This window comes from Rhodococcus sp. DMF-1 (genome assembly GCF_021441945.1).
GTDB lineage: Bacteria > Actinomycetota > Actinomycetes > Mycobacteriales > Mycobacteriaceae > Rhodococcus > Rhodococcus ruber.
This window is the reverse complement of the sequence record NZ_CP090442.1, coordinates 4,679,607-4,699,424: the sequence shown is the minus strand read 5'-3', so window position 1 is coordinate 4,699,424 and position 19,818 is coordinate 4,679,607. Positions and strand designations below refer to the sequence as shown.

The 19,818-nt window shown below is 70.2% G+C and carries 19 protein-coding genes; 13 read left to right on the top strand and 6 right to left on the bottom strand.

The features are described from left to right. Positions 1 to 209: 209 nt before the first annotated feature. A complete protein-coding gene (locus LZP97_RS21510) occupies positions 210 to 914 on the bottom strand; it encodes a TVP38/TMEM64 family protein (RefSeq protein ID WP_006942101.1) in 705 nt (234 codons plus the stop codon). A gap of 185 nt (positions 915 to 1,099) precedes the next feature. Here LZP97_RS21510 and LZP97_RS21505 point away from each other — a divergent pair, with 185 nt between their 5' ends. From LZP97_RS21505 to ccsB, 5 genes are read left to right on the top strand one after another with little or no spacing between them, the layout of a single operon-like run. Continuing rightward, positions 1,100 to 1,729: a TlpA family protein disulfide reductase gene (locus LZP97_RS21505; RefSeq protein WP_040273236.1), complete on the top strand. Its 630-nt coding sequence runs from the start codon at positions 1,100 to 1,102 to the stop codon at positions 1,727 to 1,729. After that, positions 1,726 to 2,343, top strand: coding sequence for a TlpA disulfide reductase family protein (locus LZP97_RS21500; protein WP_237211187.1), 618 nt, complete (start codon positions 1,726 to 1,728; stop codon positions 2,341 to 2,343). Before LZP97_RS21505 ends, LZP97_RS21500 begins: the two co-directional genes overlap by 4 nt. Further along, positions 2,340 to 3,146, top strand: coding sequence for a cytochrome c biogenesis CcdA family protein (locus LZP97_RS21495; RefSeq protein ID WP_006942282.1), 807 nt, complete (start codon positions 2,340 to 2,342; stop codon positions 3,144 to 3,146). Before LZP97_RS21500 ends, LZP97_RS21495 begins: the two co-directional genes overlap by 4 nt. Beyond that, on the top strand, positions 3,143 to 4,774 hold the full coding sequence (resB, locus tag LZP97_RS21490; protein ID WP_006942279.1) for a cytochrome c biogenesis protein ResB: 1,632 nt from the start codon (positions 3,143 to 3,145) through the stop codon (positions 4,772 to 4,774). Before LZP97_RS21495 ends, resB begins: the two co-directional genes overlap by 4 nt. Before the next feature lie 4 nt (positions 4,775 to 4,778). Then, positions 4,779 to 5,738 carry a c-type cytochrome biogenesis protein CcsB gene (ccsB, locus tag LZP97_RS21485; RefSeq protein ID WP_040269861.1) on the top strand — a complete coding sequence of 320 codons (960 nt, stop codon included), beginning with the start codon at positions 4,779 to 4,781 and terminating at the stop codon, positions 5,736 to 5,738. Positions 5,739 to 6,607: 869 nt separating this feature from the next. Here ccsB and LZP97_RS21480 read toward each other — a convergent pair. After that, the gene (locus LZP97_RS21480; RefSeq protein WP_228287239.1) at positions 6,608 to 7,546 is read right to left on the bottom strand and encodes a heavy metal translocating P-type ATPase; all 939 of its coding nucleotides are present in this window, start codon (positions 7,544 to 7,546) and stop codon (positions 6,608 to 6,610) included. A gap of 146 nt (positions 7,547 to 7,692) precedes the next feature. On the opposite strand from LZP97_RS21480, the gene LZP97_RS21475 reads away from it, so the two are divergent. Further along, complete coding sequence (locus LZP97_RS21475; protein ID WP_040273213.1) at positions 7,693 to 10,833, top strand: Tn3 family transposase; 3,141 nt, start codon at positions 7,693 to 7,695, stop codon at positions 10,831 to 10,833. A 27-nt stretch (positions 10,834 to 10,860) separates the two neighbouring features. Here LZP97_RS21475 and LZP97_RS21470 read toward each other — a convergent pair whose 3' ends face one another. From LZP97_RS21470 to merA, 4 genes are all read right to left on the bottom strand, one after another. Continuing rightward, positions 10,861 to 11,376, bottom strand: coding sequence for a hypothetical protein (locus LZP97_RS21470; protein WP_040273211.1), 516 nt, complete (start codon positions 11,374 to 11,376; stop codon positions 10,861 to 10,863). A gap of 64 nt (positions 11,377 to 11,440) precedes the next feature. Next, positions 11,441 to 12,082: an organomercurial lyase MerB gene (merB, locus tag LZP97_RS21465; RefSeq protein ID WP_006554635.1), complete on the bottom strand. Its 642-nt coding sequence runs from the start codon at positions 12,080 to 12,082 to the stop codon at positions 11,441 to 11,443. 70 nt (positions 12,083 to 12,152) lie between these two features. After that, positions 12,153 to 12,575, bottom strand: a complete 423-nt coding sequence (locus tag LZP97_RS21460) for a MerR family transcriptional regulator (RefSeq protein ID WP_006934806.1) — start codon at positions 12,573 to 12,575, stop codon at positions 12,153 to 12,155. 21 nt (positions 12,576 to 12,596) lie between these two features. Beyond that, the gene (gene merA / locus LZP97_RS21455; protein WP_006554633.1) at positions 12,597 to 14,033 is read right to left on the bottom strand and encodes a mercury(II) reductase; all 1,437 of its coding nucleotides are present in this window, start codon (positions 14,031 to 14,033) and stop codon (positions 12,597 to 12,599) included. Between the two features lie 121 nt (positions 14,034 to 14,154). On the opposite strand from merA, the gene LZP97_RS21450 reads away from it, so the two are divergent. From LZP97_RS21450 to LZP97_RS21420, 7 genes are all read left to right on the top strand, one after another. Beyond that, positions 14,155 to 14,538 carry an ArsR/SmtB family transcription factor gene (locus LZP97_RS21450; RefSeq protein ID WP_039958748.1) on the top strand — a complete coding sequence of 128 codons (384 nt, stop codon included), beginning with the start codon at positions 14,155 to 14,157 and terminating at the stop codon, positions 14,536 to 14,538. Positions 14,539 to 14,560: 22 nt separating this feature from the next. Then, complete coding sequence (locus LZP97_RS21445) at positions 14,561 to 14,887, top strand: hypothetical protein (protein WP_006554631.1); 327 nt, start codon at positions 14,561 to 14,563, stop codon at positions 14,885 to 14,887. Next, the gene (locus LZP97_RS21440; protein ID WP_006554630.1) at positions 14,884 to 15,429 is read left to right on the top strand and encodes a TlpA family protein disulfide reductase; all 546 of its coding nucleotides are present in this window, start codon (positions 14,884 to 14,886) and stop codon (positions 15,427 to 15,429) included. The genes LZP97_RS21445 and LZP97_RS21440 overlap by 4 nt, the downstream gene beginning before the upstream one ends. After that, positions 15,426 to 16,418: a cytochrome c biogenesis CcdA family protein gene (locus LZP97_RS21435; RefSeq protein WP_006554629.1), complete on the top strand. Its 993-nt coding sequence runs from the start codon at positions 15,426 to 15,428 to the stop codon at positions 16,416 to 16,418. Before LZP97_RS21440 ends, LZP97_RS21435 begins: the two co-directional genes overlap by 4 nt. Before the next feature lie 78 nt (positions 16,419 to 16,496). Next, the gene (locus LZP97_RS21430; protein ID WP_006554628.1) at positions 16,497 to 17,858 is read left to right on the top strand and encodes a dihydrolipoyl dehydrogenase family protein; all 1,362 of its coding nucleotides are present in this window, start codon (positions 16,497 to 16,499) and stop codon (positions 17,856 to 17,858) included. Positions 17,859 to 18,040: 182 nt separating this feature from the next. After that, positions 18,041 to 19,135, top strand: a complete 1,095-nt coding sequence (locus LZP97_RS21425) for a recombinase family protein (RefSeq protein WP_006554627.1) — start codon at positions 18,041 to 18,043, stop codon at positions 19,133 to 19,135. A 207-nt stretch (positions 19,136 to 19,342) separates the two neighbouring features. Continuing rightward, the gene (locus LZP97_RS21420; RefSeq protein ID WP_006554626.1) at positions 19,343 to 19,816 is read left to right on the top strand and encodes an ATP-binding protein; all 474 of its coding nucleotides are present in this window, start codon (positions 19,343 to 19,345) and stop codon (positions 19,814 to 19,816) included. Positions 19,817 to 19,818: the final 2 nt, after the last annotated feature.

Here is a 19,818-nt window from a genome sequence, read left to right as displayed (position 1 = left end):
GTCGGCGCAAGTTCTGACCTGCAGCGGCGGTCGATGGCCGATTGCCGAAAGTGTCGTTCCCCCAATGGTAGGGCGGTTCCCTTCCAGGCCCGAGACACTTCATCGAATCTTCATGTCCTGAGGATGAGCCGCACTCTGCTGCCCTGCCCTGCCCTGTCTGTTCTCGCCGGTGATGCGCATCACGCATTCGCTCGCACCCGGCGGGGACGTTACTGCGTCGGACAGGTGCATTCGTCCCTGTGGTGAGCGGAGATAGCGGTGTCGGCGGCACCCGACGGCAGAGGGAGACGGGATTCGAGCACCAACCCGGCAATGCCCGAAAGTAGGCACACAGCCGTTACCGCAGTCAGGGCGGGCTCAGTTCGGCCGGCAATCGTGTCACCGAGAAGTACCGCTCCGATCGTGCCGGGCAGGATGCCGATGATCGTAGCGACGGTGTACGGAAGCAGCCGCACGGACGACAAGGCGCAGCAGTAGTTGACCACCGCGAACGGCACCACCGCGATGAGGCGCAGTGATCCGACAGCCAGCCATCCCCGGTGCGCCAGACGGGCATCGACAGCCCGTACCGCCGAGTGCGACAGCCGCGCTTGAACTGCGTCTTTGCCGAGCGTTCGAACCACCATGAATGCCACCACTGCGCTCACAGTCGTGGCGGCGATGGCGACGCCGATGCCGACCAGAGGGGAGAACAATACCCCGGCACTCACCGTGAACACGGTGCGGGGAATCGGGGTGACGGTCAGCACGGTCTGAGCGAGGAAGAACACCACCACAAACGTCGGGCCTACCGCCGTCGCCCATTCCCGAATCTGCACGATCGGCGGATACGGAACCAGAGTGGCCATCGCAACCACCGTCGCGGCCACCGGTAGTGCGACGAGAAATTTACGGCCGAGCTGGATTCTCGTCACAGCCGCCCAGGATAGCAGCGTCTCCCATGGCGTGATGTCTTCGTGCCGCACACCGACACCGATTCCGCCGCATGTCCAGTCAACGATCTCGGAAGGGACTGCACGGGGACAACGGAGCCCCCGACCACACCACAAATACTATCTGGAATAGTAGTTGCGGTGTGGGTACGCCGAGGAGGGTCGCAATGTCCGTCAGAACCATGTCGACGATCGGGTTCCTAGCGGTGATCGCCCTGCTCATTGTGGGACTGTGGCCCCGCGGGGATGAACCCGCGACCGGGCCGCGTACCGACCACGCCACCTCAACCGCTCCTTCCACCGTCGACACCTCCGAAGGGCTGTTCCGCGCCGACGGACCGGCAGGACGAATCTGTCCGGCGCCGGTCGGTTCCGCCTCGGGACAGTTGAGGGGGGTCTCGGTGCGATGCCTAGGCTCCACCGAAACGGTTGATCTCGGAAGTGCACTGCAGGGCGAGCCCACGTTGGTCAATCTCTGGGCATCCTGGTGCGGCCCGTGCCGGGAGGAGATGCCGGTGCTCGACACCTATGCCGCCGAGCCGGGCTCGATCCGGGTGGTGGGGCTCAACGTGCAGGACACCGCAGCTTCCGCGCAGGCCTTGATGGCCGAACTCGAGTTGCGTTATCCCTCGTTCGTCGACATCGACGCGGCCGCGCAGGAGGCACTGCAAGTCCCACCGGTGCTGCCGTTGAGCTTTCTCGTACACCGGGACGGGTCCGTCGAGCGCGTGGTGAACCCCCCGGTGTTCACCGCGCCGGCCGAGGTTCGCTCCGCGGTGGAGGAGATGCTGCGATGACGGGGACGAGCCGGAGGCACCGTCGACGGCCCTGGCCTGTGCTGACACTGATCCTGGTTGCGTTGCTGGGGGCCGGTGCCTGTGGCACCGGAACCGACGCCGTCGCTCAGGGCGGCACCTTCGATTTCGTCGCCCCCGGCGGCCAGACCGATATCTTCTACGACCCGCCGTCCGCCCGCGGCACCCTCGGGCCGCTCTCCGGCCCGGATCTGATGGCCGACGGTGTCACCGTGGATTTGGCCGACTATGCCGGCCAGGTGGTGGTGCTCAATCTGTGGGGCCAGTGGTGCGCCCCGTGCCGCAGCGAAGCCGACGATCTCGAACGCGCCTACGCCGCCACCCGGGCTCTGGGGGTGCAGTTTCTCGGCATCAACGTCCGCGATCCTCAACGTGACAAGGCACAGGACTTCGTGATCGACAACAACGTCTCCTACCCGTCCATCTACGATCCGCCGATGCGCACCCTGATCGCCCTGGGAGGGAACTTCCCCACGAGCGTCATCCCCTCCACCCTCGTTCTCGACCGGCAGCATCGGGTCGCCGCGGTGTTCCTGCGGGCGCTGCTGACCGAGGATCTGCAGCCGGTCATCGAGCGAGTGGCGGCGGAGTCATGATCGTCCTGGCGCAAGAACTGGGCACCAGCTTCCAGACGGTCGCCGCCACCGGGCCGCTCGTGTTCGCGCTGGCGGCGGCGGCGCTGGCCGGTCTGGTCTCCTTCGCTTCGCCGTGCTGTATTCCGCTCGTGCCCGGGTACTTGTCGTACCTGGCCGCGGTCTCGGGGGCGGAAGCACCGACGGTCACGGCGGGCGATACGCGTGTCCGCGCCGCCGGACGGTGGCGGGTCACCGGTGCCGCGTTGTTGTTCGTCGCCGGGTTCACCGTGGTGTTCGTCCTGGCCACGGCGTCGGTCTTCGGGGTGATCGGGGCGTTGCGCGTCAACCAGGAACTGCTTCAACGCATCGGTGGCGCCGTCACCGTGGTCATGGGGTTGACCTTCCTCGGGTGGGTCCCCGCCTTGCAGAAGAATCTGCGTTTCGCCCCGCGGCAGATCTCCTCGCTGGCAGGAGCTCCCTTGCTGGGTGGAGTGTTCGCCCTCGGCTGGACACCGTGCCTGGGCCCGACGCTGGCCGGGGTGCTCTCGGTGGCCGCCGGCACCGAAGGCACCACCGCCGCCCGTGGCGTGGTGCTGATCATCGCCTACTGCCTGGGGTTGGGATTGCCGTTCGTCGCGCTGGCCTTCGGCTCCTCTTCCGCCCTGCGTGGGGTGGGATGGCTGCGCCGCAACTCCCGCAATATCCAGATCGCCGGGGGCATGCTGCTCGTGGTGGTCGGATTCGCCTTGATGACCGGAGTCTGGGAGATGTTCATCGCCTGGATCCGCGACGAGTTCGTCACTGACGTGGTGCTGCCGATATGACCGTCACCGACCGTGCTCCGGCCTCGAAGCCGTCACCGCCGCCGGAACCCTCACCGCTGCGCCGAGCCGTCGCCACGGCACGCAACCTATGGCGTCAGCTCACCTCCATGCGCACCGCTTTAGTGTTGCTGTTCCTGCTCGCCCTCGCTGCCGTCCCCGGGGCGTTGCTGCCCCAGCGAAGCCTCAACGCCGGCAAGGTCGACGAGTACATCGCCGCGCGTCCGGTCCTCGGCCCCGTCCTGGACCGGCTCGAAGCGTTCGACGTGTTCGCCAGCTTCTGGTTCACCGCCGTCTACGCCCTGCTGATGGTTTCGCTCATCGGCTGCCTGATCCCCCGGCTGCGCGAGCATCTGCGCGCTGTGCGCAGCGCCCCGGTACCTGCACCGCGCAACCTGTCGCGATTGCCGCATCACCACCAGGGGCTGCTCGACGCGCCGGTCGAGGAGTCCCTCGACCGGGTCCACGACCTGCTGCGAGGCTGGCGTCTGACCACCCGCACCGAGCCCGGCGCGGTACAGGCGGTATCCGCGGAAAAAGGGTATCTGCGCGAAGCCGGCAACCTGGTCTTCCACTTCTCGCTGGTCGGGCTGCTGGTGGCGGTGGCCACCGGTCGGCTGTTCGGGTACGAGGGGTCGGTGATCGTCATCGCCGACGGCGGGCCGGGATTGTGCAACACCTCCCCGGCGGTGTACGACTCGTTCCGCGCCGGAGCCGCCACCGACGGCACCGGACTCGATCCGTTCTGCCTCAAGGTCGAAGATTTTTCCGCCGACTACCTCGACAACGGGCAAGCCGAAATGTTCACCTCCACGCTGTCCTACCAGACCGGCACGGACATCGGCACCGACCGCTGGCAGCGGTACCAAGTGCGGGTCAACGAGCCGCTGCGGCTGGGCGACGAACGGGTGTATCTCACCGGTCACGGTTACGCCCCCCGGTTCACCGTGACCTTCCCCGACGGGCAACAACGCACCGAGACACTGCAGTTCGCCCCCGAAGACGCCACCACGTTCCTCAGCAGCGGAGCGCTGCGCTTCGACCCGCCCGGCGGCACCTATCCGGATCCGGACGAGCGTCGCCGCAACCAGATCGCGATCGAAGGATTGTTCGCTCCCACCGCCGCGTTCAACGGCACCCTGCTCACCTCGGTGTTCCCCGACATGCGCGATCCCGCAGTGGCCGTCGACATCTACAAGGGCGACACCGGCCTCGACACCGGCATTCCCCAGTCGATCTTCTCGCTCAACGCCGAGATGATCAACCAAGGCCGACTGGTCAAACAGGCCCGGGTCAACCTGCGACCCGGAGAACACACCACCCTCACCGACGGCACCACCGTCCGGTTCGACGGCGCCGAGGAATTCGCCTACCTGCAGGTCTCCCACGACCCTGCCCAGAACTGGGTGCTGGTCTTCGCGATCACCATGATGGGCGGGCTGGTGGCCTCACTGGTGATCAAACGCCGCCGGATCTGGGTGCGGCTGCGCCCCGCCGGCCGCGGCACCGCCGTCGAACTCGGCGGGCTGGCCCGCACCGACCACGCCGGCTGGGGACCGGAATTCACCGATATCTGCCGACGCCTGGCCCCCGGGACCGGGGCATCACCTGCTGCGAAAAAGGACCGCTAGAGCCATGCCGATCGACGACACCCTCGCCCGTTACTCCGACCTGAGCTTCGAGGCCGCCTTCGCCGTCTACCTGCTGGCCCTGGTGCTGTTCGTCGCCGAATTCGCCGCGGTCCGCACCCGCCGCACCGACCCCACCCTCGTCCCCGCCGCAGCTGTCCCCCCGGCAGCCCCCGGGCCCGGCCGGGTGATCACGCCGACCGGGCGCGAGCTGTCGGACCGGCTCGGCCGGATGGGCATCAGCGTGCTCGTGGTCGCCTGGATCCTGCACGTGGGGTCGATGGTGCTGCGCGGGCTGGCCACCGCCCGTTTCCCCTGGGGCAACATGTACGAGTTCGTCACCGTCACTTGTGCGATCGGGGTGCTCGCCGGTCTGATCGTGCTGCGCCGCCCGGCGCTGCGGGTGGTGTGGATGTTCGCGTTGCTCCCGGTGCTGGTGCTGCTGTTCGTCGCCGGCACCGTGCTCTACGCCGACGCCGCCCCGGTGGTGCCGGCGTTGCAGTCGTTCTGGCTGCCGATCCACGTGTCGGTGGTGTCCGTCTCGAGCGGGGTGTTCCTCGTCTCGGGGGTGGCCAGCATGTTGTTTCTGCTGGCGCTGCGCGCCGAACACCGCCCCGGGAGCCGGCTGGCGACGATGACGGCGCGCCTGCCCGACGCCCGCGCCCTCGACCGCCTGGCCTACCGCACCACGATCTTCGCCTTCCCGCTGTTCGGCGCCGGGGTCATCCTCGGGGCGATCTGGGCCGAGGCCGCCTGGGGCCGATTCTGGGGCTGGGACCCGAAAGAAACCGTCTCGTTCATCGCCTGGGTGATCTACGCCGCGTACCTGCACGCCCGCGCCACCGCCGGCTGGCGCGAAACCCGCGCCGCATGGATCAACATCGCCGGTTTCGTAGCGATGCTGTTCAACCTGTTCGTCATCAACATGGTCGTCTCCGGCCTGCACTCCTACGCCGGGCTGAACTGACCCCGCCCACCCCCGCGGTACGCCGGCAATGACTCTCGAAGAGGTCCCCGGTGGACCTGGGGGCACCGGCCGCGCCGGCACATTGGCGCCGAAGACCGGGGCCGGTGGTGTGGGCTCCGCACGGCTTCGATCGGGGCCGGGCTGACATTGTATGCCGCTGCCCACCGCGTATGGCCTGGGGCCTGCGCCGATCGCAATCGCGATGCTCACCGCTGCGGTCACGCACCGGTCCCGGCGGATCGGGTTCGGCCATCTCCCGGGGCCCGGGTTCTTCCTGCCGTTGCTGCCCTCGGTGAGCGTCGATGCCGGGCTGGCGCTCGGCGCCGTCGAGGCGATGGCGGTCGGTGTCTTCGGAGCGCTGACCTGCGATGCTCAGCCGCACCTCCGCCGCGCCGCTGTCGATTGCGGGGGCCTGGGTGGTCACCGAAGCGGTGCGGGCCCGAGTGCCATTCGGCGGCCGGTTCGCCTTGACAGGTAACGGCCCGTTGCTGTCGTGGGTTTCGCTCTCGGTGAGCCGGGGTGAGCTTCGCTATGCCCCTGACCGGGACCGCCGCCCTCGCGGCGGCGCTCGCTCCGCCGGATGCCAAAGCACATGTGCCAGCATCGACGGCACCGACCTTGGCCACGGTACAGGGCACCCGTGCCGTGCACGGGTGAGACTTCAACACCCAACACTCAACACCCAACACCTGACGTCCGATGCCGCACCGTCCTCGACAACCCCCGGCCGGCCACCGAACAATCGGCGGGGTTCGCGAGTTTCTGCTGGGTTCTGTCCGCCAGCAATGCGCTCAGGGTACGGCGTGCCCAGTGGCACGCCGGCACGCTCTGAAGACGACGAAGTGAGCGGCAGCAACGACCGGCAAGCGTCATCGAGTCGATACCGCTGTCACCGCCGCGCCGCGGTAGCCGAACAGGCGTAGTCCGTTGAGGACCACCAGAATCGCCGTGCCCGCGTCGACGGCCACCGCGACGCCCAGGCCGGCCAGCCCGGTGATGCCGGCGAGTAGGATTAATCCCTTGACGATCAGTGACCCGTACACGTTCTGCCTGACCACCCCGAACGTTTTCCGACTCAAGCCCAGCAGGTAGGGGAGCGTGACGATCGCATCGTTCATCAGCGTGACATCGGCGGCCTCGATCGCCACATCGGATCCGCCGCCCATAGCGATACCGACATCGGCGCGGGCCAGGCTCGGCGCGTCGTTGACACCATCGCCGATCATCGCCACTCCCCCATACATTGTGCGCAGCCGGTCGATCAGTTCGGCTTTCCGCTCGGGCAGTAACCCACCGTGAACTTCGGCAATGCCGATCTGCTCGGCTACCGCACGCGCCGCGGCCTCGTTGTCACCGCTGAGCATCACCGACGTCACGCCCAACCGGTGCAGCGCGGCGACCACGTCCGGAGCCTCGGGACGCAACCGGTCGCTGATACCGATCACGCCGATGACGACGCGTCCTTCGCTGACCAGCACCGCGGTCTGCCCGGCGATCTCGAGCCGCCGCACTTCACCCAGCACCTCATCGCATGTCTCGGCGCTGGCGCCGATGTGCTCCAGGTTGCCGATGGCGTGGTCCCTGGTGGCGCACACCAGGCACTTGGCGCTGGCACCGCGTCCGGCGACATTCACGAACCTGTCCATACGGTGCGCGGCGACGCCCTTGGCGGCCGCGGCGTTCCTAATCGCCGTGCCCAGAGGATGAGAGGAGAACTTCTCCAAACCAGCCGCGTCGGCGAGCACGTCGGAGTCAGTGGCGCCATGCAGGGCGATCACCTCCCCGACCACGGGCACACCCATGGTCAGTGTCTTGGTTTTCGGCCTCGGGGAACAATGGAACAGCCGTTGGCGCTAAGGGATGATCTTGTCCGCCTAGCACAATGATCCACTTGGCTGCTGGGGTTCGGAGAAAGATCGTATGAGCGGTGTGGCGTGGGGCTACCGTCCGCCGGGTGCCGGTGGAATTTCTGACTGATGAGCAGGCCGCAGCGTACGGACGGTTCGTGGAGGAGCCGACCCGTCCGGAGCTGGAGCGGTTCTTCTACCTCGACGACGTCGATCGCGAGCTGATCGGGAAACGGCGGGGTGACCACAACCGTCTGGGGTTCGCACTCCAGATGTGCACGGTCCGCTACCTGGGGCTGTTCCTGGAGGACCCGCTGGATGTGCCGTGGCCGGTGGTGGAGTACCTGGCCGAGCACCTGGGCGTGGAGGACGCCTCGTGCGTGAAGCGGTACACCGAGCGGTTGAAGACGGCGTACGAGCACGCGTGGGAGATCCGGGACGCCTACGGCTACCACCAGTTCGAGGATCGCGAGTGGGGGCGGAAGTTCCGTACGTTTCTGCACGGGCGGGCGTGGACGGCCGCCGAGGGGCCGGTGGCGCTGTTCAACCAGGCGGTGGGCTGGCTGCGGCGCAACCGTGTGCTGCTGCCCGGGGTGAGCGTGCTGGCCCGGCAGGTGGCCGAGGTGCGGGGCACGGCCGAGCAGCGGCTGTACGCCACGGTGGCGGGGGCCGCGCGCCGCGCGGACGGCGCACTGCCGGCGGACCTGGTGGCGCTGCTGGATGTTCCGGAGGGCCGTCGGGTGTCGGAGCTGGAGCGGCTGCGCCGGCCGCCGACGCGGACGACAGGCACGAGCATGGCGAAGGCGCTGGAGCGGGTCGATGAGATCGCCGCGTTCCGTCTGGGCCGGGTGCGGATCGACAAGGTCCCGCCGAACCGGCTGGCGTCCCTGGCCCGTACGGGGCTGGGGTCGAAGGCGCCGAACCTGGAGCGCACCCCGGAGCCGAAGCGCACCGCGCTGCTGACCTCGGTGGTCCGTCACCTGGAAGCATCCGCAATCGATGACGCGCTGGATCTGTTCGCGCTGCTGATGCAGGTGAAGCTCATCAGCGCCGCGCGGCGGGCGACAGACCGGGAGTGGGTGGCGGGCCGGGCCCGGGTGGTGAAGGCGTTCCGCATGGTCGACGGGGTGTTCCGGCTGTGGAGCGAGCAACTGGATCTGATCGCCGAGAGCGCCACGGACTTCGATCCGGGCGCGATGTGGCGGGCACTGGAGACGGAGATCGGCCCCCGCGCGGAGATCGAGGCCGCGTCCAAGCTGGCGGCGGAGATGATCGGGCCGGGAGACGACGAGGCCGAGGCGGAGATGCGGCGCCTGCTGGCCACCCGCTACAACACCGTCCGCCCGTTCCTGTCGCTGCTCGGGGAGTCGCCCGCGCTGGGCGCAGCCTCCGCCGGCAAGCGCATCCTGGAGGCGGTACGGCGGCTGCCCGCGCTCGCACGGCGGAAGGTCAAGGTCAAGCCGCTGCTGCCGCGTGAGATCGACGCCAAGCTGGTGCCACCGGCGTGGCGGTCGGCGGTGTACTCCAACCCGGAGCTGCCCGAGGGTGCGGTGGACCGCGACGCGTACGTGGTGTGCGTGCTGGAGCAGCTGTACAGGGCGCTGAACTCCCGGAATGTGTTCGCCTCGCCGTCGAACCGGTGGGCCGACCCGCGGGCGCGGCTGCTGGCCGGCAAGCAGTGGGAGGCCGTCGCCGACGACGTCCTGCACGGCCTGAGCCTGGACGAGCCGGTCGAGGAACACCTCGCCGGGCGGGTGCGGGCGCTGGACGCGGCCTGGCAGCTGATGGCCGAGCGGCTGGAGGAGGCCGGGCAGGACGCGAAGCTGAGCTTCGAGGTGCAGCCAGGCGGCCGGCTGAAGCTGAACGTGGACCGGCTCGGCGCGGTCGGCGAGCCGAAGTCCTTGCGGTGGCTGCGCAAGACCACCGCGGCGATGCTCCCGAAGATCGACCTGCCGGACCTGCTGTTCGAGGTCGACTCCTGGACTGGGTTCCTGGACGCGTTCGTGCACCTCGGGGACGGCCGCACCCGCATGGAGAACCTGAAGACCTCCCTGGTGGCGCTGCCGGTCGCCGAGGCGTGCAACATCGGCCTGACCCCCGTCATCGACCCCGAGGACGAAGCACTGACCCGGGGCCGGCTGGTGCACGTCGACCAGTACTACCTGCGCGCCGACACCATCGCCGCGGCGAACGCGAAGCTGATCGAGGCCCAGGCGCGGGTGCCGATCGTCTCCCACTGGGGTGAGGGCCTGCTGGCCTCGGTGGACGGGCTGCGGTTCGTAGTGCCCAAGCGGACCATCAACGCCGGTCCCTCGCCGAAGTACTACCACTTCAAACGCGGGATCACGTGGCTGAACGCGGTCAATGACCAGGTCGCCGGGATCGGGCAGATGGTCGTGCCGGGCACCCCGCGCGACTCCCTGCACATCCTGGACACCCTGCTGAACCTGGACGCCGGGGTGAAGCCGGAGATGGTCGCCACCGACAACGCCTCGTACTCCGACATGGTGTTCGGCCTGTTCTCGATGCTCGGCTACAACTTCTCGCCCCGGTTCCGGGACCTGGCCGACCAGCGGTTCTGGCGGGCGGAGATGCCCGGTGTCGAAACCGGCGGCTACGGCCCGCTGGAGCCGCTGGCCCGCAACAAGGCCAACCTGGGCAAGGTGGTCACGCACTGGCCGGACATGCTGCGGGTGGCCGGCTCCCTGGTGACCGGGCAGGTCCGCGCGTACGACCTGCTGCGGATGTTCGGCCGCGAGGGCCGCCCGACCCCGATGGGGCAGGCGTTCGCCGAGTACGGGCGGATCGCCAAGACGCTGCACCTGCTGCGCGTGGTCGACCCGGTGGACGACACCTACCGCAGGCAGATGAACCGGCAGCTCACCGTGCAGGAGTCCCGCCACAAGCTGGCCCGGGACATCTGCCACGGCAAGCGCGGGCAGATCATGCAGGCGTACCGGGAGGGCCAGGAAGACCAGCTCGGTGCGCTCGGCCTGGTCCTGAACGCCGCGGTGCTGTGGACGACCCGCTACCTGGACGCCGCCGTAGAGGAGCTGCGGGCGCTGCCCGCCGAGGAGCGGGAGTACGACGTCCTGGACGAGGATGTCGCCCGCCTGTCCCCGCTGCGTCACGCGAACCTCAACTGCCTGGGCCGCTACAGCTTCCGCGCCTCCACCCCCGTGGGCGGGGGCCTGCGGCCGCTGCGTGACCCGGACGCAGCCGGGGTGGACGAGGACGGGGAACAGTGAGCCTGCCGGCCGGGCCGCCGGTGGCTGTCAGTGCACGGGGCGGCGGCCGAGGATGGTCCAGGCGGTTTCGGTGACGGCGGCGACGGCGATGCCGAAGGCAAGGTGGGCGGCGAAGCCGCGCAGGTGGGATACGGCCGGGTAGTCCCGGTTGGGGGCGGAGAAGCCGGCCAGTGGGGTGATGCCCTCGTCCACGATCAGCGACATCGCGGCTCCGGAGGCGAGTCCGGCCGCGACCGGTGTGAGGCCGGTGGTGCGGCGCAGCAGCGCGTACACCGGAGCCCAGCTGATGGCGAGCCCGTAATGGAACGCCGTCCCGGCCCGCTCCCGCGCCTTGTCGTCGAGGTGGATGCCGAGCAGGCCGAGGGTCTTGTCGGCGGCGATCTGAGAGGGGGAGCCGGGCCGGGCGGCGTCCTCACGCCGGCGGGTCTCGTCGGATTCGAGCTGGTAGAGCTTCATGCTCACCGGCTCCATCACCTTCGTCGCCGCGTACCCGGCGACCGGGGCGATGACGGCGTCGGTGAGCAGATCAGCAGTGGTCTTCATGGTGCTCTCCTTCCTGTCGGCCCCCTTCGGGGTGGCCGCGGGCCGCGACCACCCCTGGGGGTGCTCAGCAGCAGCCGGACGAGGAGGTGCCGGTGAGGATCTGGTGGATGAGCGGCTGTTCGATGGCGTAGGCGTCGGCGACGGGCAGCACTCGGGAGCCGGGGTGGCCGGCCAGCCAGTCCTCGGCGGCCGCGGCGCTGGTGAAGAAGTGGATCTCGTTGCAGAAGCTGGTGCGGATGGAGGCCGGAGTCTCGCAGGCGACGAGGGAGACGACCGCACCGGCTGGCTCCACGCTGGTGGGCCCGTCCGGGGGCACGGTCAGCCGCACCGGCTCCCCGGTGGCGCGGCAGGGGGAGGTCACCTGGGCGGTGTGGCCCAGGACGGCGGGGAAGACCAGGGTGTCGAGCGCGCACCAGGTGTACAGGGTGCGGCCGTCGGTCTCGTAGCGGTGCGGGGTGGGGTTGAGCGTCAGGCCGTAGCCGGTGACGCGGCCCTGAGTGTCGTACTCGGTGTCGGGCATGGCCGCGAGCGCCTGGCGGATCTCCTCACGGGTGCGGCCGGTTTCGGCGGCGAGCTGGTCGACGGTGACCGGCTCACCGGCCGCCAGCAGCGTCAGCAGGGGCCGCAGCAGAGCCAGTTCCAGGCCGGGAGCGCTGGTGAGCGAGTCGGTGAAGCGGGGGGCGAAGTCCTGGGTGTCGGTGTCCACGACCGCGTTCCTTCCTTGGGTGGATGGGTCCGATGCGTGCCGACCGTAGGGTCTGCCCCCGGGGTGAGGGTCAAGTGCGCTGCGGGTCGCCGGCCCAGCACAGGTCGCCCTCCGCCAGGTCCGCCCGGTGTTCGACCTGGAACTTCTCGATCCGGTCCAGGATCTGCTGCTGGGCGGCGATACGCTGGCGCAGCCGTTCGCGGGAGCGGTGCAGCAGCTCGGCCAGGTGCGAACCCACCGGCCCGGGGGGGCCGTCGAGATACGCCGTGGTCAGTTCCCGGATCTCGGCGACGGTCAGGCCCAGGCCACGCAGCTCGCCGATGAACCGCACGCACCACAGCGCGTCGGCGGTGTAGAGCCGGTAGTTGGCCGGGCTGCGGCCCAGGGTGTAGATCAGCCCGAGGTCGGTGTACTCGCGCAGCGTCTTGACCGGCACCCCCGTCCGGCGGGACAGCTCGCCGACCGTCATCGGCCGCGTCCGGCTCCCACTCATGATCGATCCTTCCCGGCGGTTTCAGCTGGCGCAGCAGGACAGCTTGGTGACGTCGCGGGTGTAGGTCTGGGCGGCGAGCTTCAGGCCCTCGGCCATGGTCAGGTAGGGGCACCACAGGTCGGCCATCTGCTGCACCGTCATCTGGTTGGCCAGCGCGTAGACGGCGGTGGCGACGACGTCACCGGCGCCGTCGGCCAAGACGTGCGCGCCCAGCAGGCGGCCGGTGGAGGCGTCGGCGACGAGCTTGATCAGGCCGCGGGTGTCGCGGTTGACCAGCGCGCGCGGCACGTACTCGAGCGGCAGGACGCGGCAGTCGCAGGTGTAGCCCTGGGCGACGGCCTCGGCGTCGGTCAGGCCGGCGGAGGCGATGGCCGGGCTGGTGAAGGTGACCCTGGGCAGGTGGCGGTAGTCCACCGTGCGCCCGGCACCGTCGAACGCGTTGTCGGCGATCAGCGCGCCGTGGGCGGAGGCGACGTAGACGAACTGGGGGTGCCCGGTGACATCCCCGGCCGCCCAGATCCGCGGATTGGCCGTACGCAGATGCCCGTCGACGACGACTTCGCCCCGCTCGCCGGTCCCCACTCCAACCGCCTCCAGGCCGAGTCCGTCGGTGACCGGACGGCGGCCGGTGGCCACCAGCAGCTCGTCGGCGCGCAGCTGAACCTCGCGGCCGTCGCCGGTGCGGGCGGTCGCCACGACCTCGCCCGAGTCACGGCGCACCGCGGTCAGGCGGGTGTGGGTGTGGACGGTGATGCCCTCGTCCGCGAAGACGTCCTGCAGGGCGGCGGAGATCTCGGGTTCCTCACCGGAGGTCAGACGACTGCGGGCCACCACGGTGACCTTGGCGCCCAGGCGGGCGAACAGCTGAGCCTGCTCCAGCCCGACATACCCGGCACCCAGGACCAACAGGCTCTTAGGCAGTACGTCCAGGTCCATGGCGGTGGTGGAGGTCAGGTAACCGGCCTCCTCCAGGCCGTCCACGGGCGGCGCCCACGGAGCGGATCCGGTCGCGATCAAGTAGTGCGCGGCCTCGATCCGGCGGCTGCCGCCGCCGACAAGCGCCACGTCCAGGGCGGGGCTGTCCGGGCTGCCGGTGAAGCGAGCGGTGCCCTCAAGGATGTCCCAGCCGTACTCGGCGGCCAGGTCCGTGTACTTCTCCGCCCGCATCTCCTGGACCAGCTTGTCCTTGCCGTCGATCAGCGCGTCGAAGGCCACCGGCCCTGCCTCGGTCCGGATGCCGGGGAAACGCTGCCCCTCCAGCGCGCTGCGGCGGGCCTCGGCGGCGGCCAGCAGCGCTTTGGACGGCACACAGCCGGTGTTCACGCACGTCCCGCCGGTCGTGCCGCGCTCGACCATCACCACCGAGCGGCCCTTGCGACGGGCGGCGATCGCGGCGGCGAACGCCCCGCCGCCGGAGCCGATGACCGCCAGGTCGTAGCCGTTGTCCGCTGCGTTCACCGCAGCACCTCCTCGCGTCCCGGGTCCCGTGTGACCGGGACCGCTTCTATGCGCCTTGCCGAATAGCTCACCACGACCATACTATGCGGCCAGGCGAATAATTCCAGTTGTGGAGGCCCGCATGTCCGACCGCGTCACTGCCCCCGCCCCTTCCACTCAGGAGGGCCCGCAGGAGATGCCGTGTACCCATCTGGACACGGTGGCGAAGTTCTTCCGCGCCCTGTCGGACCCCACCCGGCTGAAGCTGCTGGAGTACATCCTTCGCGGCGAGCGGACCTCCGCCGACTGCGTCGCCTACGCCGGCATCTCCCAGCCCCGCGTCTCGGTGCACCTGTCCTGCCTCACCGACTGCGGCTACGTCACCGCTCGCCGCGACGGCAAGAAGCTGCGCTACTCCGTCGGCGACCCGCGCGTGGCCGACCTGATCATCCTGGCCCGCTCGCTGGCCGCGGACAACGCCGCCGCCCTGTCCTGCTGCACCCGCATCCCCGACAGCCAGGACTGACCCAGCAAGGAGCACCACCGCCATGCCCGCCACCCACCGGCCCCCACGCCGGAACAACTCCGAGCCCTCCGGCGCCGGCCTGGCCGGCGCCGGGATCGGCGCCGCCCTGCTGATGATCGCCTGCTGCGCCGGGCCCGCCCTCATCGCCGCCGGCGCCCTCGGCGCGGTCGGCGGCATCCTCGGCAACCCCTGGGTGATCGCCGCCGCGGTCCTCGCCCTGGCCGCCGCCGTGACCGCCGTCATCCGCCACCGCGCACGGCGCAGTGCCTGCTGCCCGCCCACCACGCGCTCCGCCGACCGGGACCGCTCGCCCACCCCGGCCGACCAGAAAGGCCCCCGCTCCCGATGACCATGTTCCCGCCCCGCCGCCGCACCCTCCTCGCCCTGGCCACCACTGCCGCCCTCGCGGCCGGCGCCACCGCCTGCGGCACCGGGACCACCCCGGCCAAGACCACCGCCGCAGGCGGCACCGCCAAGGGGTCGGTGTCCAAGGACGGCACCGAGGTGACCACGATCAGCGACGAGAAGATCCAGGTGCCGGGCGAGAAGCCGACCGCGGTGTTCTTCTTCTCCGTCGGCTGCGGCGAATGCTCCGAAGGAGCCAAGTCCCTGGCCAAGGCCGGCAAGGAGCTGAACGGCAAGGCGAACGTCCTCGCGGTGGACATGGACCCGGGCGAATCACCCCAGCTCATCCGGCAGTTCCTCGACTACATCAAGGCACCCCAACTGCCCGCGGTCATCGACAAGAACGCCACGCTCTCCCAGCGGTACCAGGTCGCCGCGCTGTCCACGCTGATCGTCGTCGACCCGGCCGGCAAGGTCACCTACCGGGCCACCGACCCCGGCCCCGAGGCGATCCAGGCCGCCCTGGAGAAGGCGGGCGCCAAGTGAACGGCCTGCTCACCCTCGCGTTCGCCGCCGGGATGATCGCACCGGTCAACCCCTGCGGGTTCGCCCTGCTGCCCGCCTGGATCACCTCTGCCCTCGGCGACACCGACACCTCACCGCTGCCCGTGCGCCTCGGCCGCGCGCTGCGCTCCGGTGTCGCGCTGACCCTCGGCTTCGCCGGAACGCTCGCCGCCGCCGGGCTCGTCGTCAGCGCCGGAGCCCGCGCCCTCATCTCCGCCGCCCCCTGGCTCGGGCTGGCCACCGGCGTCATCCTGCTGCTGCTCGGCCTGGCCGGGCTGACCGGCCGGACCCTGACCCTCCGGCTGCCCGCCTCCGGTGGCCGGGCGGCCGAAGGCCCGCCCACCGCCCGCCGCATGGCCGTCTTCGGAATCGGCTACGCCGCCGCGTCCCTGTCCTGCACCTTCGGCGTGCTCCTCGCCGTCATCGCCCAGGCCCAGGCCACCGCCAGCTACGCCGGTCTCCTGCTGCTCTTCGCCGTGTACGCCGCCGGATCCGCCACCGTCCTGCTGCTCATCTCCCTGACCACCGCGGCCGCGGGGTCCGCCCTCACCCGGAAGGTCACCGCGCTGGCCCGCTACGGCCCTCGCGTCACCGCCGCCGTCCTGGTCCTGACCGGCGCGTATCTGACCTGGTACTGGTGGACCCCCGCCACCGCCGGCAGCACCTCCATGAGCACCACCTCGGGCGCTCTGGCCGGTTTCTCCGCCACCGCCTCCGTCTTCATCCAGGCCCACACCACCATCCTGGCCACCCTGGCCGCCCTCGCGGTGCTGGCCGTGATCACCGCCTACTGGCGCCACCACCGGCGCGTCCCCGCACCCCGACAACCCGCCTCCGGCTGCTGCACGGCGAACGACGACACCGCCCCCGCCGCTGCGCCCGCCGGCCGCCCGGGCGAAGAACCCTGCTGCACCCTCCCGGCTGCGGCCCGGCAAACAGCAGGCCAGGCTGAACACCGGACCCGGCACTGACCCACCCGCCGGCGGGAAGCCGCCACCGTACGGACCACAGCCCAGACCCGGGCCGGGCGCTCGGATCGGAGGAGGATCATGAGCGAGCACTTCGACGCCATTGTGATCGGCATGGGGCCGGGCGGGGAGGTAGCCGCCTCACGGCTACTGGCCGCAGACCGGCGCGTCGCCGTCATCGAACAGGAACTGATCGGCGGAGAGTGCGCCTACTGGGCCTGCATCCCCTCCAAGACCCTGCTCCGCCCCACCGAGGCACGCGCGGAAGCCACCCACACCGCCGGTCTCGAGCGGCCCGCCCTCAACTGGCCGCAGGTACGCGACTACCGCGACTACATGATCCGCCACCTGGACGATTCCGCCCAGGCCGACGGCTACCGCAAGCAGGGCGCCACGGTCATCAAGGGCACCGCCCGCCTGACCGGCCCCGGCCACGTCGACGTCGACGGCCGGCAGCTCACTGCCGAACACATCATCCTTGCCACCGGCTCCGAAGCCACCCGGCCCCCCATCGAGGGCCTGGAGACGGTACCGGTGTGGACCAACCGGGAGGCCACCACCCTTACCGACATACCCCAGCGCGCCCTGATCATCGGCGGCAGCGCGGTGGCCGCCGAACTCGGCCAGTTCCTCGCCCGCATGGGTACCCAGGTCACCGTCGTCCAGCGCGGCCCGCTGCTGCTGGGCCGCGAAGAGCCCCGCCTGGGCGAGATCGCCGCCGAGCACCTGGCTGCGGACGGCATCGACATCCGCCTGAACACCCAGGCCCGCGCCGCCCGCCGCGACGGCACGGACACGGTCGTCGAACTCGACGACAACACCACCGTGCGCACCGACGTCATCGTCCTCGGCGCCGGCCGCACCCCCCGAACCCGCGGACTCGGCCTGGAAAATGCCGGTGTTCAGACCGGCTCCCGCGGTGAACTCGCCGTCGATGCACACGGCCGCCTGACCGATGGACTGTGGGCGCTCGGCGACGTCACCGGCGTAGCGATGTTCACCCACGTCGCCAAGTACCAGGCCCGCATCGTCACCGACGCCATCCTCGGCACCCCTCGCCCCGCCGACTACACCGCAGTCCCCCGCGTCATCTTCACCGAACCCGAGATCGCCGCCGTCGGCCTCACCACCGAACAGGCCCGCCACCAAGAAATCGACACCGCCACCACCGAACTCGCCCTCGCCGACGCCATCGCCCGCCCCTGGACCTACCAGAAAGACCCCTCCGGCACCCTCGGGCTGATCGCCGACCGCAACCGCCGCACCCTCATCGGCGCCTGGGCCATCGCACCCCAGGCCGGCGAATGGATCCACACCGCAGCCCTGGCCATCCGCCACCGCCTGCCCCTGGAGGCCCTCACCGAGTCCATCGCGCAGTTCCCCACCTACAACGAGGCGTACGCCCAAGCCGCCGAACGCCTCACCCGTGACCTCACCCGATAGCGAGACGGCCCGCGCTCGGCTTGGGCAGCCGGCGCAGGATCACCCTGGGGGTCTCTCATAAATGAACAGTTGCGAGAGTTCTGCGAGAGGCCCGAAGTGGATCACGTTTCCGCAGGTCGCCGTTCGCAGAAGTCCTCTCAGAACCCGCACGTTGTGCGAGACAGTTCTGACAGACTTCCGGGGTGGATCTGACGCCCGATCAAGCCGCAAACGCGGTAGAACGAAACGACTGTCCGAAGTGTGAAGCCCCGGCGGGCAGTGCCTGCCGCACGCGCGGCGGGAAGACCGCGACGAAGTACCACACGGCCCGCTTCATCCTCGTGCCCGCGCTCCGCGAGGAACTCGACGTCCTCGTGCCCGAGGACCGCGGCCCGGGACGGCCGTGGAAGCCCGGTCCGCCCGCCGAGGCTCTGCCGGCCGCCGCGGCGGCCAAGCCGATCCGGATCGGGTACGCGCGCTGCTCGACCGCGCAGCAGGAGTTGCAGAGCCAGCTGGATGCGCTCGAACCGGTCTGCAAGCGGATCTTCTCCGAGAAGATCAGCACGCGCGTGAAGACGCGGCCAAAGCTGGAGGCGGCGCTGAAGCTGGCGTACGACATCAAGGAGGCCGCCCCCGACCAGGAGGTCATCCTCACCGTCCACGAGCTCAAGCGCCTGGCCCGCAACGCCGCCGAGCTGATGACCCTGTCCAACCAGCTCCAGAAGGCCGGCGTCCAGCTCGAACTCCTCACCGGCCCCCTCACCGGCATCTACGACCCCAACGGCATGGGCGCCATGTTCTTCGCCGTCCTCGCCGTCGCTGCCCAGCTCGACCGCAACTACATCCGGGAGAAGACCCTGGAAGGCCAGGTCGCCGCCGCGACCAAGGGCAACCACGGCGGACGGCCGAAGGTCATCGACGACGACATGCTGCTGTTCGCCCGCGCGCTCAAGGACAAGGGCGTGCCCGTCCCCGAGATCGCCAAGAAGCTGACCATCAAGACCGGGAAGAACGCCGGACAGCACCCCTCCGTCGCCTCCGTCTACCGCGCGCTCGCCGACGCCGAGGAGACCGGCCAACCGGCCGGGCCGGAGATCATCGCCCCGCGCCGCCCGATGCGGGTGGACCTCACCGGCCCCGGCAGCGGCACCGACCCCGAGCTGATGGAACGGCTCACCCGGCAGGTCCTCGAAGGCGACGGCGTGCTGGACACGCTCGTTGAACAGAGCGAGGAACAGACGGACGACGTCGTGGCGGCGCTGCTGGCGCAGGCCCGACGCGAAGGGGAGGGCGCGTGATCCGCACGCCGCACCGCACGAAGGGGCCCGGCGTACTCGGCGCCCAAGGCCCCGGCCAGGCCGGGCCGTTCGGCCGCTGGCCCGACGGCACCGAGGACGACGAGACAGACACGCCCGGGGACACCCAGGCCAGCCCGCGCACGCCTGATGTGAAGGTTCGGGGGTAAACGGGCCGCAGCGCGTTTGAGTACGGGGGGGCGGGGCGGCATGGAACAGACAGCAGACGGCGAGGACAGGCCCTCGCTGCTGGGGGACGTCATCTCGGTCTCCGGCGCGTTCGAGGGCAGCGAGGACATCGCCGTCGCCCGCGACCTCGCCCGTGGATTCCTCACCGATGTGCAGGCCGTACACGGGCTGCCGGTGTCCGCACGGGCGATGGGCATGGTGCAGCTCGTGGTCAGCGAGCTGGTCACCAACGCCCGCAAGTACGCGCCCGGCCCCTGCCTGCTCACTCTGGAGATCAACGGCGGCGCCATCGAGGTGACCGTCTGGGACAGCAACCCCACCCCGCCCGCGATCCTCGCGCCCGACCCGACCCGCATCGGTCAGCATGGGCTGGAGATCGTGATGGCCGTCGGCCAGAGCTTCGCCATCCACCGCGAACCCGTGGGCAAGCGGATCACCACCGCGATCGTGCTGGCCGACGACCCCGGCGGAGACGCCGCCGGCCGTCAGCTATGACG

Excerpts from the sequence above, each read along its gene's own strand:
- LZP97_RS21450 (WP_039958748.1), top strand. The coding sequence starts at position 14,155 with ATGTCCGACCGCGTCACTGCCCCCGCCCCTTCCACTCAGGAGGGCCCG.
- LZP97_RS21430 (WP_006554628.1), top strand. The coding sequence starts at position 16,497 with ATGAGCGAGCACTTCGACGCCATTGTGATCGGCATGGGGCCGGGCGGG.
- LZP97_RS21500 (WP_237211187.1), top strand. The coding sequence starts at position 1,726 with ATGACGGGGACGAGCCGGAGGCACCGTCGACGGCCCTGGCCTGTGCTG.
- LZP97_RS21420 (WP_006554626.1), top strand. The coding sequence starts at position 19,343 with ATGGAACAGACAGCAGACGGCGAGGACAGGCCCTCGCTGCTGGGGGAC.
- resB (WP_006942279.1), top strand. The coding sequence starts at position 3,143 with ATGACCGTCACCGACCGTGCTCCGGCCTCGAAGCCGTCACCGCCGCCG.
- ccsB (WP_040269861.1), top strand. The coding sequence starts at position 4,779 with ATGCCGATCGACGACACCCTCGCCCGTTACTCCGACCTGAGCTTCGAG.
- LZP97_RS21495 (WP_006942282.1), top strand. The coding sequence starts at position 2,340 with ATGATCGTCCTGGCGCAAGAACTGGGCACCAGCTTCCAGACGGTCGCC.
- LZP97_RS21505 (WP_040273236.1), top strand. The coding sequence starts at position 1,100 with ATGTCCGTCAGAACCATGTCGACGATCGGGTTCCTAGCGGTGATCGCC.
- LZP97_RS21445 (WP_006554631.1), top strand. The coding sequence starts at position 14,561 with ATGCCCGCCACCCACCGGCCCCCACGCCGGAACAACTCCGAGCCCTCC.
- LZP97_RS21440 (WP_006554630.1), top strand. The coding sequence starts at position 14,884 with ATGACCATGTTCCCGCCCCGCCGCCGCACCCTCCTCGCCCTGGCCACC.
- LZP97_RS21470 (WP_040273211.1), bottom strand. The coding sequence starts at position 11,376 with ATGAAGACCACTGCTGATCTGCTCACCGACGCCGTCATCGCCCCGGTC.
- LZP97_RS21460 (WP_006934806.1), bottom strand. The coding sequence starts at position 12,575 with ATGAGTGGGAGCCGGACGCGGCCGATGACGGTCGGCGAGCTGTCCCGC.